Annotated in this window: 13 protein-coding genes; 12 read left to right on the top strand and 1 reads right to left on the bottom strand. The window is 63.5% G+C overall.

Annotation, left to right across the window (positions count from 1 at the left end; translation table 11 throughout):
- Positions 1-2: 2 nt before the first annotated feature.
- The 4 genes from nusB (at position 3) to gmk (ending at position 6,222) form a co-directional block, all read left to right on the top strand.
- Positions 3-707, top strand: coding sequence for a transcription antitermination factor NusB (gene nusB, locus QRX40_RS00635; RefSeq protein WP_313835616.1), 705 nt, complete (start codon positions 3-5; stop codon positions 705-707).
- Positions 708-903: 196 nt separating this feature from the next.
- Positions 904-2,133, top strand: coding sequence for a glutamine-hydrolyzing carbamoyl-phosphate synthase small subunit (gene carA, locus QRX40_RS00630; RefSeq protein ID WP_313835614.1), 1,230 nt, complete (start codon positions 904-906; stop codon positions 2,131-2,133).
- Positions 2,126-5,500: a carbamoyl-phosphate synthase large subunit gene (gene carB, locus QRX40_RS00625; RefSeq protein ID WP_313835613.1), complete on the top strand. Its 3,375-nt coding sequence runs from the start codon at positions 2,126-2,128 to the stop codon at positions 5,498-5,500. The genes carA and carB overlap by 8 nt, the downstream gene beginning before the upstream one ends.
- A gap of 98 nt (positions 5,501-5,598) precedes the next feature.
- Positions 5,599-6,222, top strand: a complete 624-nt coding sequence (gmk, locus tag QRX40_RS00620; protein WP_306222257.1) for a guanylate kinase — start codon at positions 5,599-5,601, stop codon at positions 6,220-6,222.
- Positions 6,223-6,298: 76 nt separating this feature from the next.
- Here gmk and ilvD read toward each other — a convergent pair whose 3' ends face one another.
- Positions 6,299-8,158: a dihydroxy-acid dehydratase gene (gene ilvD / locus QRX40_RS00615; protein WP_313835611.1), complete on the bottom strand. Its 1,860-nt coding sequence runs from the start codon at positions 8,156-8,158 to the stop codon at positions 6,299-6,301.
- A 178-nt stretch (positions 8,159-8,336) separates the two neighbouring features.
- Between ilvD and rpoZ the strand changes: the two genes are divergently transcribed.
- The 8 genes from rpoZ (at position 8,337) to QRX40_RS00575 (ending at position 18,173) form a co-directional block, all read left to right on the top strand.
- Positions 8,337-8,621, top strand: coding sequence for a DNA-directed RNA polymerase subunit omega (gene rpoZ, locus QRX40_RS00610; protein WP_015022131.1), 285 nt, complete (start codon positions 8,337-8,339; stop codon positions 8,619-8,621).
- A gap of 61 nt (positions 8,622-8,682) precedes the next feature.
- Complete coding sequence (metK, locus tag QRX40_RS00605; protein WP_313835609.1) at positions 8,683-9,903, top strand: methionine adenosyltransferase; 1,221 nt, start codon at positions 8,683-8,685, stop codon at positions 9,901-9,903.
- A gap of 92 nt (positions 9,904-9,995) precedes the next feature.
- A complete protein-coding gene (locus tag QRX40_RS00600) occupies positions 9,996-12,299 on the top strand; it encodes a primosomal protein N' (RefSeq protein WP_313835607.1) in 2,304 nt (767 codons plus the stop codon).
- Between the two features lie 101 nt (positions 12,300-12,400).
- Positions 12,401-13,105 (top strand): HAD family phosphatase, encoded by a 705-nt coding sequence (locus QRX40_RS00595; protein ID WP_313835605.1) that lies wholly within the window; start codon positions 12,401-12,403, stop codon positions 13,103-13,105.
- A 45-nt stretch (positions 13,106-13,150) separates the two neighbouring features.
- Positions 13,151-14,125: a methionyl-tRNA formyltransferase gene (gene fmt / locus QRX40_RS00590; protein ID WP_313835604.1), complete on the top strand. Its 975-nt coding sequence runs from the start codon at positions 13,151-13,153 to the stop codon at positions 14,123-14,125.
- A 65-nt stretch (positions 14,126-14,190) separates the two neighbouring features.
- On the top strand, positions 14,191-15,741 hold the full coding sequence (gene arc / locus QRX40_RS00585; protein WP_313835602.1) for a proteasome ATPase: 1,551 nt from the start codon (positions 14,191-14,193) through the stop codon (positions 15,739-15,741).
- Positions 15,738-17,246: a depupylase/deamidase Dop gene (dop, locus tag QRX40_RS00580; RefSeq protein ID WP_313835600.1), complete on the top strand. Its 1,509-nt coding sequence runs from the start codon at positions 15,738-15,740 to the stop codon at positions 17,244-17,246. Before arc ends, dop begins: the two co-directional genes overlap by 4 nt.
- Before the next feature lie 90 nt (positions 17,247-17,336).
- Positions 17,337-18,173 carry an inositol monophosphatase family protein gene (locus tag QRX40_RS00575; RefSeq protein ID WP_045924645.1) on the top strand — a complete coding sequence of 279 codons (837 nt, stop codon included), beginning with the start codon at positions 17,337-17,339 and terminating at the stop codon, positions 18,171-18,173.
- Positions 18,174-18,180 lie beyond the last annotated feature (7 nt).

Below are 18,180 nucleotides of genomic sequence, written 5' to 3'. Positions count from 1 at the left end.
CCATGGCACGTTCCACAGCCCGCAAGCGGGCCTTGAACACCCTGTATGAGGCCGATGAGAAGAGCCAGGATTTCCTCTCCCTGCTGGAGGAGCGCAAGGCTCGGCCGGGGGCTCAGACACCTCTGCCCGCCTATGCCGTGACCATCGTTGAGGGTGTGGCAGGGCACCGTCGGGATATCGATGAGGCTCTGCAGGCCCACTCCACCCGGTGGCCGCTGAGCCGTATGCACGCCATCGACCGCAACATTCTGCGCATCGCCACCTGGGAGATGCTCTACAACCCTGACGTTCCGGACAAGGTGGCCATCGATGAGGCCCTGTCCTTGGCCAAGACCCTCTCGGATGCCGATGCCCCCTCCTTCATTCACGGCGTTCTCAGTGCCCTGGAGGAGGAGAAGGATGAGCATGAGGCTCGTCGTGAACAAGCCGATCGGATCGCTGCCTTGGCTGATGCCGAGGCCGATGCGGACGTTTCGGATGATGAATCCGATAAGGCAAAAGCGGTGGTTGCAGTCTCCGAGCCTGCTTCCTCTGAGGATGCCCATGTTGGCAGCGAGTCGGAATCGGCAGCGAGTGGATCTGAAGGAGGGGAATCCGGTCATGTTCCTGACCATACTGTCGATCAGTCGGCCCCCAGCTTGGACCAGCTGAAACTGACCCTGCCGGAGGAACTGACCTCCGATGTGGATCGTCCTTTGGACAACTGAGCAATGATTCGGATAAAGGCCGACCGATGCCCGCTAACTATCTGGGCATCAGGTCGGCCTTTTGCCCTATTCGGACTGGTTGACCAGCGGTCTATCCTGCAAGATTTGACCAACCATTTTTTGGCTGGGTCTGCCGGCATAATCCATGGGGGTCATTAATATGGGTGCGAATATCCGCGGTAATCAAGGGGGTTCGGTGAACCTGAAAGACACCAACACCATCACCTCCGATAGCCGTTTCTCCAATCGTGCCTTGCTCATCCTTGAGGATGGGGAAGTGTATGTGGGGAGAGCCTTCGGAGCGGTGGGCACTACCATAGGTGAAATTGTTTTCTCGACCGGAATGACTGGGTATCAAGAAACCCTGACGGATCCTAGCTATGCTCGGCAGATCGTTGTGCAGACCTTCCCCCACATCGGTAATACCGGCGTCAATGACCAGGACGGGGAGTCAGACAGGATCTGGGTGGCAGGGTATGTAGTCCGGGAACCCAGCCCCAACGTCAGCAACTGGCGGGCCCGGGGCAGTCTCCATGACCAGCTGGTCGATCAGGGCATCGTCGGTATCAGTCACATAGACACCCGCCGGCTCGTGCGACACTTGCGTTCTGCAGGTGTCATGCGGGCCGGTATTTTTTCAGGCCCGGACCCAATGCTCAACGACGGCGGTAGGCCCAGAACCATGCAGGAACTCCTCAATCAGGTCCGTTCGGCCCCCAAGATGACCGGGTCCCACCTGACCGGCGAGGTCAGCACAGACAGGTCCTATATCGTCGAACCAGTCGGAGACCGTCAGGCGAAAGAGCCTGTCTGCACGGTGGCGGCGGTGGATTTGGGAATCAAGTCCATGACCCCTCACAGGCTGGCTGAGCGCGGGTGCAGGGTCCACGTACTTCCCGTCGACACCACCATCGAGCAGATACAGGCCCTGGGGCCTGACGGGGTTTTCTTCTCCAACGGTCCAGGCGACCCATCGACCGCAGACGAGGAGGTGTCGCTCCTCAGGCAGGTCCTGGATGCCGGACTACCATTCTTCGGAATCTGCCTGGGCAACCAGCTTTTGGGCCGCGCCCTGGGCTTCGAGACCTATAAGCTGAAATTCGGTCATCGCGGCATCAATCAGCCGGTAATGGATCTCAGCACTGGCAAGGTTGAGATTACCGCCCATAATCACGGATTCGCAGTCAAGGCACCCAAGGGAGACCCAGTGCCCTCACCCTATGGTGAAGGCCGATATGGCCGTGTCCGAGTCTCTCATGTCGATCTCAACGACGGCGTGGTCGAGGGTTTGGAGTGTCTGGACATTCCAGCCTTCTCCGTTCAATACCATCCGGAGGCGGCGGCTGGTCCGCATGATGCCTCCTACCTGTTCGACAGGTTCGTCACTTTGATGCAGGACGCCAAGGAAGGGAAGGCACATGCCTAAGCGGCAGGACATCCATTCGGTCATGGTCATCGGCTCGGGACCCATCGTCATCGGGCAAGCGGCCGAGTTCGACTATTCGGGGACCCAGGCCTGCCGGGTGCTGCGCGAAGAGGGGATTCGTGTCATCCTGGTCAATTCCAATCCCGCCACCATCATGACGGACCCCGAGATGGCCGATGCCACCTACATCGAGCCCATCGCCCTGCCCTTCCTGGAGCGGATCATTGCCAAGGAGCGGCCGGATGCGCTGCTGCCCACCCTGGGCGGTCAGACCGCTCTGAACGCTGCCGTGGAGCTGGGCAAGGCCGGCGTGCTGGAGCGCTACGGGGTTGAGCTGATCGGTGCTTCGCTGGACGCCATCGACAGGGGAGAGGACCGCGAGCTCTTCAAGCAGGTGGTGGACCAGGCCGGTGCCGAGTCGGCCAAGTCCCGCATCGCCCACAGCCTGGATGAGGCCGAAGCAGTAGCCGCCGAACTGGGTTACCCACTCGTGGTTCGTCCCTCCTTCACCATGGGCGGCCTGGGCTCTGGAATCGCCCATGATCGCGAGGAGCTGAGGCGGATCGCCGGCGCCGGCATCCATTATTCGCCCACCGATGAGATCCTTCTGGAGGAGGGCATCGAGGGGTGGAAGGAGTATGAGCTGGAGCTCATGCGCGACCGCCTGGATAATGTGGTTGTGGTCTGCCCCATCGAGAACGTGGACCCGGTCGGCGTGCACACTGGTGACTCCATCACTGTGGCCCCGGTGTTCACCCTGACCGACCGTGAGTATCAGCGCATGCGTGACATCGGCATCGCCATCATCCGCGGCGTGGGGGTGGACACTGGCGGCTGCAACATCCAGTTCGCCGTCAACCCGAAGAACGGACGGATCATCGTCATCGAAATGAATCCGCGTGTTTCGCGCTCCTCGGCACTGGCCTCCAAGGCCACCGGCTTCCCCATCGCCAAGATTGCGGTCAAGCTGGCCCTTGGATACACCTTGGATGAGATCGAGAACGACATCACCCGCTCAACGCCTGCCTCCTTCGAGCCGACCATCGACTATGTGGTCACCAAGATCCCCCGTTTCACCTTCGAGAAATTCCCCGGGGCGGACACGACCCTGACCACCTCGATGAAGTCCGTGGGCGAGGCCATGGCCCTAGCCGGCAACTTCCGCGAGTCCCTGGGCAAGGCCATGCGCTCCATCGACAAGCGGCACATGACCTTCTCCTGGGATGGTCCCCGGCCCGACCAGGCCGAGACCGGCCGGCTGCTGGAGGCCATGCACACTCCCACCGAGCACCGCTATTTGCAGATTCAGCGGTCCTTCTGGGGAGGGGCTACCGTAGAGCAGGTCCACCAGGCCACCAGGATCGACCCCTGGTTCCTGGAGCAGATCAGCATGATCAACGAGCTGGCCCTTCAGGTGCGCCAGGCCGAGGTCCTGGACGAGGACCTGCTGCGCCGGGCCAAGCAATCGGGACTGAGCGACCTGCAGATCGCCCACCTGCGCGGCATGGGCGACCAGGGCGAGGCAGTCGTTAGGGAGCTTCGCTGGGCCTTCGGTCTTCATCCTGTCTACAAGACTGTGGACACCTGCGCAGCCGAGTTCGATGCCGTCACGCCCTACTACTACTCCTGCTATGCCGACGAGTCCGAGCTGCGACCCCGCCAACGCGAGGCAGTCATCATCCTGGGCTCGGGGCCCAACCGGATAGGCCAGGGGGTGGAGTTCGACTACACCTGCGTGCACGCTGTCCAGGAGCTGGGCAAGGACTATGACACCATCATGGTCAACTGCAATCCCGAGACGGTCTCCACCGACTATGACATGTCGGACAGGCTCTATTTCGAGCCGCTGACCTTCGAGGACGTTCTGGAGATCTACCGGGCTGAGAAAGCCATGGGACCGGTCAAGGGGGTCATCGTCCAGCTGGGCGGTCAGACACCCCTCTCTCTGGCTGCCAGGCTCAAGGCGGCCGGGGTGCCCATTCTGGGAACCAGTCCCGAGTCCATCGACCTGGCCGAGAACCGCGAACTCTTCGGCCAGGTGCTCAGCAAGGAGCATTTGAACGCCCCCCGGTACGGCACTGCTCTTTCCCTGGATGAGGCCAGAGATGCGGCACATGCCATCGGCTACCCGGTTCTGGTCAGGCCCTCCTACGTGCTGGGCGGACGAGGCATGGAGATCGTCTATGACGACCAGCAGCTGGGCACCTACGTGGATCGCGCCCTGGATGAGGCCAAGGCCGATACGGTGGTCTCTGGCCGTCTGCCCTCGCCCCTGTTGATTGACAAGTTCCTTCAGGACGCCATCGAGATCGATGTGGATGCCCTCTATGACGGGCAGGAGCTCTACATCGGCGGGATCATGGAGCATGTGGAAGAGGCCGGAGTCCACTCCGGTGATGCCGCCTGCACCCTGCCGCCCTCGACTCTCTCCGATGACCAGATCAACCGGCTGCGGCAGGCAACCCTGGCAATAGCCCAAGGATGCGGGGTCAGGGGGCTGATCAATGTTCAGTATGCCTTCATGGCCAACACCCTCTATGTGATCGAGGCCAACCCCCGCGCATCCCGGACCGTCCCCTTCGCATCCAAGGCCACGGGTACTGCGCTGGCCAAGGCCGCGGCGCGGATCATGGTGGGGGAGTCCATCGCACAGCAACGAGCCAATGGCCTGCTCCTGCCTGTCGGCGACGGCGGCATGGTCCGTGTCGGCCAGCCTGTGGCGGTCAAGGAGTCCGTTCTGCCCTTCAAGCGCTTCCGCACTCCAGTGGGTCGTACCGTGGACATTCTGCTGGGCCCGGAGATGCGTTCCACGGGAGAGGTCATGGGCTTCGATCGGGACTTCCCCCACGCCTTCGCCAAGAGCCAGCTGGCCGCCTACCAAGGAGGTCTGCCCACCAGCGGGGTCGTCTTCCTGTCGGTCAATGACGCGGACAAGCGGCAGCTGCCCATGCTGGCAGCGCGTCTGCTGGAGCAGGGCTTCAGCATCTGCGCCACCCGTGGCACGGCCTCTGTCCTGCGTCGGTACGGTTTTGATGTGGCCGTTGTCGACAAGATCAGCGATGCTGAAGAGCCGGGTCAGGCCTTCACAGATGCCGACGGAGTAAGGCATATGGGCCGAAATCCTGTCCAGTTGATTGAGGATGGGGCCATTGACATGATCCTCAACACGCCTAGCTCAAGAGGTTCGCGCTCCGACGGCTATCTGATCCGAGTTGCCGCCATTGCCGCCGATCTGCCGCAGTTCACTACCATCACCGAATTCTCAGCCGCTCTGATGGCCATTGATGTGGTCAAAAAGGACGACTACGAGGTCATGAGCATACAGGAGCACGCGGCCCGGCTGCTGGAGCTGGAGAAGGCCAGGTAGGTGCTCGCTATATGATTGACCCATGTTCCGGTCCAGCTAGGCCGGAGGGTGACCTTTAAGGAAAGGAAGTGGCCGTGTCAGCGATCAACGGTGCCGACATGTCGAGTCAGGACTCTTCGGGAGCACAGACCGGGGGGCCGGGGGAGACGGGCGGCCGGTTGATTGTGTTGACGGGTCCCACGGCAGTTGGCAAGGGCACTGTGGAGGCGGCCCTGCGTCATGCCCACCCGGAGGTCTGGGTCTCCGTCTCGGCCACCACCCGCGCTCCGCGTCCGGGCGAAAAGAACGGCATCACCTACTGGTTCATGGACGAGCAGGAGTTTGCCCGCAGGGAGGCAGCCGGAGATTTTCTGGAGACCGCCCTGGTCCATGGCATGTCCCACTATGGCACCCCGCTGCAGCCGGTCCTGGACCATCTGGCAGCAGGGGTGCCCACCATTCTGGAGATCGACCTGCAGGGGGCGCATCGTGTCCGCCAACGGGCGGGAGAGCTGGGTCTGGAAGTGTTTTACGTCTTCCTGGCACCGCCGTCATTCCAGGACCTGGTCACCAGGCTGAACATGCGGGGAACCGAGAATGAGGAGCAGCGGGCCCGAAGGCTGGAGACCGCCAAGGTGGAGCTGGCCTCAGAGGATCAGTTCGATCAGGTCATAGTCAACGACAGTGTGGATAAAGCCGCTCAGGCGCTCTGGTCGGTAATCGCCAAGGAATACGGTCTCTGAGCATCTGCCCTTTACTCCAGAAGAGTCAAAAAAATCCCCCAATCGAGTGAAAGCCCGATTGGGGGATTTTGGTCTGTCAGTCCAGCCCCGACAGTCGGTTGATCAGGTCGGGGTCGCGGGTGGCGCCCTTGTCTGCTGAGCGGGCGAAGGCGGCGTAGGCCTTCAGTGCCAGGGAGACCTTGCGGTCCCTGTGGGCCACATAGCCTTCGCCGGCCTCCAGTTCAGCGCGGCGCTGGGCGAGTTCCTCATCGCTCAGCTCGACGTCCACCCGCCGGTTGGGGATGTCGATGCGGATCATGTCGCCGTTGCGGATCAGGGCGATGGGGCCCTTGTTGGCTGCTTCAGGAGCGATATGGCCGATGGCCAGGCCTGATGAGCCGCCGGAGTAGCGGCCGTCGGTCAGCAGGGCCACGTCCTTGCCGATGCCCTTGCCCTTGACGAATGAGGTGGGGTAGAGCATCTCCTGCATGCCCGGGCCGCCCTTGGGTCCCTCGTAACGGATGACCAGGGCCTGACCCTTGTGCAGGGTGCCATTGAGTATGACCTCCACAGCCTGCTCCTGCGATTCGACCACCAGGGCTGGTCCGCGGAAGTTCCAGATTTCCTTGGGCACGCCGGCGGTCTTGACCACGCAGCCATCGGGGGCCAGATTGCCGCGAAGTATGGCCAGGCCACCTTCGGAGACGGCCGGGTGATCCAGGTCGTGGATGGCGCCGTTGACGCGGTCGGTGTCCAGGTCCTTCCATTCCTTGGACTGGTTGAAGGGCTCGGGGGAGGCGATGTGCCCGGGCGCTGCATGGTAGAGTTCCTTGGCCTGGTCCAGGCAGGTGGGACGCATGATGTCCCAGTCGTTGAGCTTGGACTCCAGATCCGGATAGTCGATGGAATGCGTGTCCTTGTGCAGTACTCCGCCACGGTCCAGCTCACCCAGAATGCCGCAGATGCCGCCGGCCCGGTGGACGTCCGATATCTCCCAGTCTCCGGAGGGGGAGGCCTTGCAGATGCAGGGGACCGTGTGTGAGATGCGCTCGATGTCGTCCAGGGTGAAGTCCACATCCGCCGACTGTGCGGCGGCAAGGATGTGCAGGACGGTGTTGGTTGATCCGCCCATGGCCACATCCATGGTCATGGCGTTTTCGAAGGCCTTCTTGGTGGCGATGGAACGCGGCAGGACCGAGTCGTCGTCATCCTGGTAGTACCGGTTGGCGATCTCGACGACCAGCTTGCCGGCCCGCTCGAAGAGCATCTTCCTCGCTGTGTGCGAGGCCAAGGTGGTGCCATTGCCGGGCAGGGCCAGACCCATGGCCTCGGTCAGGCAGTTCATGGAGTTGGCAGTGAACATGCCGGCGCAGGACCCGCAGGTGGGGCAGACCGTCTTCTCCAGGGCCAGCAGACCCGCATCATCGATGCTGTCATCCGCTGAAGCGTACATGACGTCGATCAGATCCGTGCTCTCCTGGACTGTCCCGTCGGGCATGACCGTACGTCCAGCCTCCATGGGGCCGCCGGAGACGAAGACCGTGGGAATGTTCAGACGCAGAGCAGCCATGAGCATGCCGGGGGTGATCTTGTCGCAGTTGGAAATGCAGATCAGGGCATCGGCGCAGTGGGCGTTGACCGAGTACTCCACAGCGTCCGCAATCAGGTCACGGCTGGGCAGAGAGTAAAGCATGCCTGTATGGCCCATGGCGATGCCGTCGTCCACGGCGATGGTGTTGAACTCGCGGGGGATGCCGCCCGCTTCCTTGACGGCCTTGGAGACCAGGCGCCCCACCTTGTTCAGGTGGACGTGGCCGGGCACGAACTCGGAGAAGGAATTGGCGATGGCCACGATGGGCTTGCCGAAGTCCTCACCCTTGACGCCAGCGGCACGATAGAGAGCACGGGCGCCGGCGAACTCTCGTTCCTTCATCAATTTGGCTGATCGCATCTGCATAGTTTTATTCAAGTGAACGTGGGCATCAGCGGTTTGAACATGACCACATGTTGGAATTCTCGGCCTTTTCGCCCTGCTTTTTCCGGCAGAGAAGTATCCCAGGCTAAAATCGAGCCCGGGCGGTAAAATCATTCAGATTGAATGAATGGTTCATCCAGTTGAATTGGAGAAACATCTTATGGCATTCGGTACCGAGCCCCATCCGCAGGGATTTGCGAATCCTCCCATCGACGACCTCATGAAGCACGCCGATTCGAAGTATGCGCTCTCTATCTTCGCGGCCAAGAGGGCCCGCCAGATCAATTCCTATTTCACACAGCTCAATGAGGGCCTGTTGCAGAACGTCGGCCCGCTGGTTGAGTACCAGAACCAGGAGAAGCCCCTGTCCATCGCCTTCCGGGAGATCAACGAGGGCCTGCTTGAAGAGACCCTGGGCGAGGACGATCTGAGCGAAGGCAACTGAGCTTTCGACTCTCAGCGCAGGGTCCCCGGACGGTGACGGTTTCTAGACAAAGGTGAATGAAATGACAGAGCGACGGCTGATTTCGGCTGAATCAGTAACCGAGGGCCATCCAGACAAGGTCTGCGACCAGATTTCCGATGCCATTCTGGACGATCTGATCGCCCAGGATCCGCACTCCCATGTGGCTGTGGAGACCTCGGCGGCCACTGGCCTCTTCTTCGTCTTCGGAGAGGTCTCGTCCCAGGGCTACACGGATATTCAGTCCCAGGTCCGGTCGGTGCTGCGCAGGATCGGCTACACCTCATCCGAAATCGGGCTGGACGCGGATTCCTGCGGCGTGACCGTGGCTCTGAGCGAGCAGAGCAAGGAGATCAACCAGGGCGTGGAACGGCTGTCGGCCAGCCAGGAGAGCGCCGCCACCCGCGAGGAGCGTTACCAGTCCCAGGGGGCCGGCGACCAGGGAGTCATGTTCGGGTACGCCTGCGATGAGACCGACACGCTCATGCCCCTGCCCATCTATCTGGCCCACCAGCTGGCCTTCCGGCTGGCACAGGTCCGCAAGGAGGGAATCATCCCCCACCTGCGCCCCGACGGCAAGACCCAGGTCACCATCGAATACGACCAGGATGACCGGCCCCGCCGGGTGGACACGGTCCTCATCTCCACCCAGCACGATCCCGAGGTGGGGCATGACTGGCTGCAGGAGCAGTTGATGGAGCACGTCATCACGCCTGTGCTGGATCGCGTCTGCGGCAAGGCCGTCGAGCACCAGGGCTATCGGGTGCTGGTCAATCCGACCGGCTCCTTTGTTCTGGGCGGCCCTGCGGCTGACGCAGGACTGACCGGGCGCAAGATCATCGTGGACACCTACGGAGGTGCGGCCCATCATGGAGGCGGCGCCTTCTCCGGCAAGGATCCCAGCAAGGTCGACCGGTCCGCCGCCTACGCCGCGCGTTGGGTAGCCAAGAACATCGTGGCCGCTGGACTGGCGCACAAGGTCGAGGTCCAGGTGGCCTATGCCATTGGCGTGGCCGAACCGGTCAGCGTCAACGTGGAGACCTACGGCACCGAGCAGGGGGTCAGCCGGGAGCAGATCCAGGAGGCTGTGCGCGAGGTCTTCGACCTGCGGCCTGCTGCCATCATCGATGAGCTGGACCTGTTGAGGCCCATTTACGCCAAGACTGCAGCCTATGGGCACTTCGGCCGGGAGGATCCCGACTTCACCTGGGAGCAGGTGGACAAGGTGGGCGAGCTCAAGGCCGCCATCGGCATGACCAGGTAGCAGCTGTTCATCAAGAGCCACGGCGGATTCCCGGGTCATCGACTGGGGAATCCGCCGTGGCTCTCTTCATTGTGAAAGCGAGGGGAGGAGCCATGGATTCGCAGGACGTCAGTCAGCCCGCCCTGGACGGTCTCGCTCCGCGCCGTCGTTCGAGCAGCAGTCGAAAGAAACCTCCGCGCAGACCGGCCGATGAACTCCCTGTGGCACGGGTGGTGCTGGACGTGCAGGCCACTCACCTAGGCGGGACCTTCGATTATCTGGTGGATGCCGACCAGGACGATCATGCACAGCCGGGATGTCTGGTTCGCGTCCGGTTCGGGGCGCGCAGGGTCAACGGCATCATCTGGGAACGCGTGGCCGACAGCCAGGTTCCCCGCGCCTCCTTGCGCTACCTGGAACGGGTGGTGCTGGATCGCAGCCTGATCTCATCTTCCCTGCGCGCGGACATCACTGCCATTGCCAGAGCCTATGGGGGCACTGAGGCCAACATTCTGCGGCTGGCCCTGCCCCCTCGCGTGGCCCGCATCGACAAGGAACAGCAGCTGGTTCCCGGTCAGCCTCGATTGGCGTCCGACCCCGCCTGGGTGGCAGGACTGGCCCATCGGCAGAAGGATCTTAAACAGAGCATTGATCCGGGCTATCGGGGGTTGGAGAAACTGGATCAGTCGCTGGAAGATGATGACTTCGGCTCCTTTTTGACCGACATTCTGCCCGGCATGGACCAGGCCGCCCTGCTGGCTGCCAGGGTGCTGATAGGCGCCCTGCTGGCCGGCCGGTCGGCGGTTATGGTGTTGCCGGGCACCCGTCAGATGACCCACCTGTCCGCAGTCCTTCAGCAGCTGGGGTTGCGCCCCTTCGGCCCATCTGTTGCCGCCGGTCCTGGTCAACAGGAGGCTCACGGCTGGTCTGGTGATTTCGCCATTCTGGACAGCGGCATGGCTCCTGCCGAGCGCTACAGGGCCTACCTTGCGCTGGCCTCCGGTCAAGTCCGCTGCGCCATCGGGCTGCGGGCTGCCATGTACGCCCCGGTGGAGGGTCCTGCCCTCTTCGCTCTGATGGACGATGCCAGCTACCAGTACGCCGATGGGATGATGCCCTACGCCAACGCCCGCGGAGTGCTGAGGCTGCGGGCGCGTGCCCACGGCGGCGTCTTCCTGGCCATGGCCCGTGCCAGAAGCGTGCGTTCCCACTGGGAGAGTCTGCCCGAGGCCACCGAAGCGGACTCTGGCGTGACCGGTCCAGGCACTGCCCTGACGCTTGACCGGCCTGTGGTGACCACTCTGCTGCCTTGGATCCGCTGGCTGAACCGGGAGGAGCTGAGCCATCTGGCCGACCCGACCATCGGCGCCCGGGTTCCCCATACCGCAGTCGCCGTTATCAACAAGGCCTTGGAGCGTGGTCCGGTTCTGCTGTCCATACCGCAGGACGGCATCTACGAAAGCCTGAGTTGCGCTCGCTGTCATCATCAGGCTCGTTGCCCCCGCTGCACTGGGCCTCTGCGGGCACGGCGGCCTGGTGCGCCCCGATGCGCCTGGTGCGGGGCAGCGGCTACGGACTGGTCCTGTCCGGATTGCGGGGGTTCACGGCTTCGGGTAGTCAGGGTAGGCGCCGCTGGGACGGCCCAGGAGCTGCGCATGCTCTTCAGGAATGTGCCCATCGTCATCTCTTCGCCCAGCCAGCCCCGCGGGGTGGTCGAGCGTGTACAGGATCGCCCCAGTCTGGTCATCGCCACACCAGGCGCCGAGCCCAGAGTGGTCGCCTCGAGCATGGATGGCAGCAATAAGGACACTGGCGATTCGGATCTGCCCCGGCTGTCGCGGGGATACCGGGCCGTGGCCATTCTGGACGCCTGGACCAGCCTGTATGCCCCTGGCGTCGATGCGCGTATGGACACCCTGGGAGCCTGGATGCGCGTGGCCTCCTTCTGCCGCTCCCGGGCCCAGGGAGGTCAGGTGCTCCTGCTGGGGGAATGCGATCCCCAGCTGGCCCAGGCGCTGATGACCTGGCAGGGGCCGGTACTGGCCGCTGCCGATCTGGAGGATCGTCGGCTGACGGCCATGCCCCCTGCGGTCGGTATGGCTGCAATATGGGGTGAAAGGGAGGCCGTCGTCTCGATGCTGGACGCCGTCGGGATTGCACCGGGTCAGGAGGCTGTAACCGATGCCGGTCCTGAGTCTGTTCCTGCCCTGCTTGGGCCTGTGCCCATACCGGCGCCATCCACACTGAAAGCCGGCTATTTGGAGGGAACCCAGGATAGGGTCCAAGCTCTGGTTCGGGTACCCATCAGCTCCAGGGATAAGCTGGCTGACGATCTCAAGCAGGCTCAGGCCCGGTACGTGGCCGGCCGCGGGCGAGGGGAGCTGCGCTTCCGGATGGATCCCAAGGATCTGACCTGATTGTCGCTCCAAGCGAATATCTGCAGGGTCTATGCGGCGTGGTTTCATGAGGGGGCGTAGGCAGAGGCGCAGATGAACGAATTCAGGAAAGGCGGAGAGCCATGAAGGGCTGGCCGGGCGAAGTCCAGATTGAAGCAGATGTGATCCAGGCTGAGCAGGAAGCAGCTCGGTGCCAGGGTCAGCCCATTGAACAGGTCATCTTCGACTTCGGCAACGTCCTGATTCGTTGGCAGCCCGAGATGGCCATGGTGGCCCGGTACGGGCGCAAGAGCATCGAAGCCATGCTGGATGACAGCCGTTCCGGCTTTTACCGGGCCAATGACATGATGGACGGCGGAGCCACCTGCGCCCAGGCCCGTGACTGGGTAGCCGCCAACTGCGGATCCCCCTGGGATGCCATGTTCGCCTACTACTGTGACCACTTCGTCGATTCGCTGGCCGGCCCGGTGCCTGGTGCCCGCATGCTGGTGGAGGATCTGAAGGCGGCAGGCCTGGGTGTCTGGGGGTTGACCAACTGGGGTGCCGAGCTCTTCCATCACGCCTGGGACGGCGACTCCTTCCTGCATAGGCTGGACGGGGTGGTGGTCTCCGGGCCCATCCATATGCGCAAGCCTGACCCGGCCATCTACCGGTACGCCCTGGATCAGTTCGGAATCCAGGCTGGCAGTACCCTCTTCGTGGATGACAAGGGTATGAATGTAGTCGGCGCCAACAAGGCCGGCATCCGCAGCCTGCGATTCAGCAACCCCTACGGGCTGCGCACCGCCCTGATCGAGGCCGGGGTGAACATTCCTCAGGTGCAGTGAACGTGCAGAGGTCCGAAGCCGTCAGATGAAAAGGAGATTGCCGATATGGTCATGACATTGCTGTTTGCAGGCACACCCCAGGTCGCCTTGCCATCGCTGAGACTGCTGGCGGCCGATCAGGAGCATTTCCGGGTTGCTGCCGTGCTCACCAGACCCGACGCCCCCCAGGGGCGTGGAAGGCATCTGCATCCCAGTCCGGTCAAAGCCGAGGCCCTCAGGCTGGGGATCCCCGTTCTTGAGAACAATCCATCCGATCCGGATTTTCCGGCGCGGCTGCAGGATACAGGCGCCAGCTGTGCGGCCGTCGTGGCCTACGGACGGATCCTGCGTCAGCCGGTCCTGGACGCCTTTGATGGTGGATGGTACAACCTGCACTTTTCCCTGCTGCCGCAGTGGCGGGGGGCAGCTCCGGTCCAACGGGCCATCTGGGCCGGGGATACCATCACTGGCGCCACGGTCTTCAGGCTGACGGCCGGCATGGATGAGGGGCCCGTCCTGGCCCAGTCAACGGTGGAAATCGGGCCGCACGAGACATCGGGCGAGCTGCTGGATCGCCTGGCCGAGGACGGGTCCCATCTGCTGGCTGCCAGCCTGGAGGCCCTTGCGGAAGGTCGGATTCAACCCAAGGAGCAGACGCAGGGCGCCTACCAGGTGGCCGCCAAAATCACCCACCAGGATGCCCACATGCGTTTCGATGTGCCCGTCTTTGCCCTGGATCGGCAGGTTCGGGCCTGCAGCCCGGAACCGGGAGCCTGGTGTCTGTATCGGCAAGGCGATGACCCGCAGGACAGGCAGACAGGGCTGACCGTGCTCAGGGCGGCTCCGGCCCGAGGGGATGAGCCTGGTCTTCCCTCGCATCTGGAGCCGGGTCGGCTGGCAATGGATCGTCGCCACCTCTGGGTGGGCACCAAGACCCTGCCTCTGGAGCTGCAGGTGGTCAAGGCTGCCGGCAAACGCGCCATGCAGGCCATGGACTGGGCCCGTGGCGCTCGCTTGGAAGACGGGGCCCGCTGCAGCTGAATTCTTCCACCAGCTAGCTGTCCAGGCCATGCGGGGATTCCAGGGGCGAATGAAGGAGGAAAGCCATGCAGTCTGATGATGCTGACCAGGCCGACAAGGAGCAGGCCGAGGATCGGCGCAACCGTGCCCTGGCTGCGGCGCTGACCAGGGCTGCGAAAGAGCTGTCCAAGGCCAAGAGCCAGTTGGCCCAGTTGGCTCAGCCGCCCTTGACGGCTGCCCTGGCCTTGGGAGTGGATTCCGTCGCCTATGACAGCCAGGGGGTGCAGCAGGCCCGCCTGCTGATCCTGAACGGTTCGCGTCGGATGGTGGTGCCCCTGGCGCCCAATATCCGCGCCGAACGGATCAGGGCCGGCCAGGAGGTTCTGCTCAACGCCGATATGGTGGTGGTGCGTGTGGGCGATCAGCCGGTGACTGGGCAGGTCCGCACGCTGCGAGAGACCTTGGAATCCGGTGCTCTGTTGGTGGAAGACCCCTCCGGGCAGACTCGCGTCGTTGCGCGTGCAGGCTCTCTGCAGGATCAGCCCATCGAGGCGGGCAGCGCCTTGCTCATGGACGAAAGCTGTTCGCTGGCCCTGGCTGTTCTGCCTGAGTCGGATCAGTCCGACATGCTGCTGGAGGAGACTCCTGATGTGGACTTCTCGAATATTGGCGGCCTGGACAGGCAGATCGAGCGGATCCGGGATGCGGTCCAGCTGCCCTTCCAGCATGCCGATCTGATGCGTCGTTATGGGCTCCAGGCCCCCAAGGGTGTCCTGCTCTACGGTCCGCCCGGCAATGGCAAGACCATGATCGCCAAGGCCTTGGCCCGCGCCCTGGCCCAGGAGAGCGACGGTCACGGGGTCTTCCTGTCGGTCAAGGGCCCCGAGGTGCTCAACAAGTTCGTGGGCGAGTCCGAACGGCTGATCCGCCGCCTGTTCGCCCGGGCCCGCAGCCTTGCAGGCCAGGGTGGACCAGTGGTGGTCTTCATCGACGAGATGGATGCCCTGCTCCGCACCCGGGGATCGGGCATCTCATCGGATGTGGAGACCACCATCGTCCCCCAGTTCCTGACCGAGCTGGACGGTGTCGAGTCCCTGGACCAGGTCATGGTCATCGGCGCCTCCAACCGCATCGACATGATCGACCCGGCGGTTCTGCGCCCGGGGAGACTCGATGTCAAGATCCGCATCGATCGGCCCGACAGGGCCAGGTCGGCCGCCATTCTGGGCAAGTATCTGGGCTCCGATATGCCCATGGAGGATGATGCCAGGCCGGAGGAGCTGATCCAGGTGTTGGTCGATGGACTCTTCGCTCGGGATGATGACCACTTGCTGGGCAAGGTCATGGATGCCTCGGGCCGCTGGCAGCCGCTCTACCTGGAGTCTGTGGTCTCCGGCGCCATGCTGCATAACCTGGTTGATCGGGTCAAGACCATGGCGGTCAAGGCCTCCATCGAACAGGGCCGACAGGTGGGCCTGGACCGCGAGCTCTGCACCAGGGCGGTCCGTGGGCAGTATGAGGACACTCTGGAGGAGCTCCGCGGCCAGGACCCGGACCGCTGGGCAGATCTGGCAGGACTGCGCCCAGGGCAGGTCCAGGAGGTTCGCCCGGTCGACGGGCAAGGGGAGCGGTCATGAGTGCCGGGCGGGTCATGGGCACCGAGACGGAGTATGCCATTGCCGACCCCCAGGATCCCGGCGCTGATCCACGCACTTTGGCCCTGCGTCTGGTAAGGGCCGCTGCTCAGCCGGCCTTGGCGCACATCCGCTGGGACTACGGGAGCGAGGATCCGGTCAATGATGCCAGGGGAGGTCGGCTGCCGCGTTCCGTTGCTGCTCCGAGCATGCTCACTGATGCGCCCGGCGCCCGGCTGATCGATGTGGCAGCTCCCAACGGCGCTCGGATTTACGTGGATCATGCCCACCCCGAGTATGCCTCGGCGGAAACGGTGGATGCCTTCGATGCGCTGGTCCAGGATCGTGCGGGTGACCGGATGATGGCCCAGGCCGCAGAAAAGGCTGGAGGTCTGGCTCTCTACAAGAACAACGTGGACGGCAAGGGCGCCGCCTGGGGATCCCATGAGAACTATCTGATGGACAGGGCGGTGCCCTTCGCCAGGGTGGCGGCCCTGATGACCATTCATTTCGTCACCCGCCAGATCTACACCGGCTCGGGCAGAGTGGGCCTGGGGCCCAGGAGCGAGGAGGCCGGCTTCCAGCTCAGCCAGCGCGCCGACTATCTGACCAGCCGGATTGGACTGCAGACCACCTTCGGGCGGCCGATCATCAATACCCGGGACGAGTCCCATGCTGGGCCGGGCAGCCGCCGCCTCCACGTGATCGTGGGTGATGCCAACCGGCTGGATGCGCCCCTGGTCCTCAAGCTTGGGACCACCGATCTGCTGCTCGGGCTCTTGGAGTCCGAGGATGATTCGACCAGTCAGGTCGATGAACTGCTGGATCGCTGGACGCTGGATGACCCGGTGTCAGCCCTGCACACGGTTTCCCGTGATGTCGCTCTGACCAAGCCGCTGGCCTTGGCAAACGGGGGGTTCGCCGATGCGCTGACCATCCAAAAGGCATTGCTGGATGCGGCCCGCCAGGCCAGAAGGGGTATCGACCGGCCAGGTTGTGCCGACGACCGGGTTCTGAACCTCTGGGACCAGGTGCTCGCGGATCTGGCTGCCGTGCGTTCTGGCGACGAGGAGGCTCGTCTGGCCATGCACGATCAGGCAGGCAGGTTGGAATGGCTGCTCAAGTGGCAGCTCTTGGAGCGACTGCGCCGCCGCCGTGCCATGCCCGACTGGTCGGATCCCCGTCTGGCGGCGCTGGATCTGGCCTGGGCACGGGTGGACCCCGGCCGTGACCTGCCATGGCGACTGCAAGGATCTATCCAGCGACTGGCTGATCCCGACCAGATCACCAGGGCCATGGACCAGGGGCCGGAGCAGACTCGTGCCTGGTGCCGTTCCCAGCTGCTGCACCGCTGCCCTGATGCGGTCAAAGCCGTCTCCTGGAGTCGTGTCATTCTTGAGGAGCAGGGACCGGAGGGGGAGCCTGAAACCAGGATCGTGGATCTGTCCGATCCGCTGGGTCATACAAGGTCTTCCTGCCGGGATGGCCGCGACATATACTGCAGGTAGCGCAGAAAACAGTCCGATATCCGACCGGACGACCACCGGTGGATCACGGTCGGCAATGTCTCGACCACCCGTTTGAAAGAGAAGAGAAGTATGGAATTGCGCGATTTGGCCATGCAGGCCGCCACTATTGCTGTGGAGGCTGGCCGTCATGCCCTCCAGGACCAGATCAACCCCCACGACCCCCGCTCCACCTCGGCCATCGGCCAGGGCACCCAGTTCTCGCCGGGCATTGACACGCGCCTGATCCGTTACTGCCGGACCAAGATCGCTGCTCTGGATCCTATGGACGGCTTCTGGGAGGAGGAGGCCGGCAATCGCCGTCCAGGCGGCCGCTACTGGTGCCTGGGCCACATCGACGGTCCGGTCAACTATGTGCGCAACATGGCCGAATGGACGCTGACCATCTCCCTCTTCGCCGTGGACGAGAAGGGCCACGCTTCACCGGTCCTGGGCATCGTGCACGCGCCGGTCCTGGGCCTGACCTATCTGGCCGCCAAGGGCCAGGGCGCCATCAGGATCCGACGGACCATTGTGGGCGACAAGCGGGAGAAGATCATTCCTTCCACGATGACCACCCTGAACGGGTCAGTGATCAGCTTCGGCATGTCCTACTTCCCCAACGAGTCCGAAAAGGTCCTGCAGATCGTCTCGCGCATGGCCGGCAAGCCTGCCGACATCAAGCGCGTGGGTCCGGTCTCGCTGGATCTGTGCCGGGTGGCGGACGGCAGCTACGATGCCTACTTCGAACCGGCCCTGCACTCCTGGGACATCCCTGCGGTCTCTGCGGCGGCTGTCGTGGTCCGGGAGGCCAAGGGTACCCTCTGGCGCTGGGACGGCGGGCACGTGCGCTGGGAGGGCAGCAACGACGTGGTGGCCACCAACGGGCTTATCGCCGAGGATTTGAACACGTATCTGAGCGGGCGCTGATCCGCGC

Origin of the sequence: Bifidobacterium sp. H6bp9, from assembly GCF_032193695.1 — a bacterium.
Lineage (GTDB): Bacteria > Actinomycetota > Actinomycetes > Actinomycetales > Bifidobacteriaceae > Bombiscardovia > Bombiscardovia kimbladii.
Note: the sequence above shows the minus strand (reverse complement) of the source record. Positions and strands in the feature narration are given on the sequence as shown.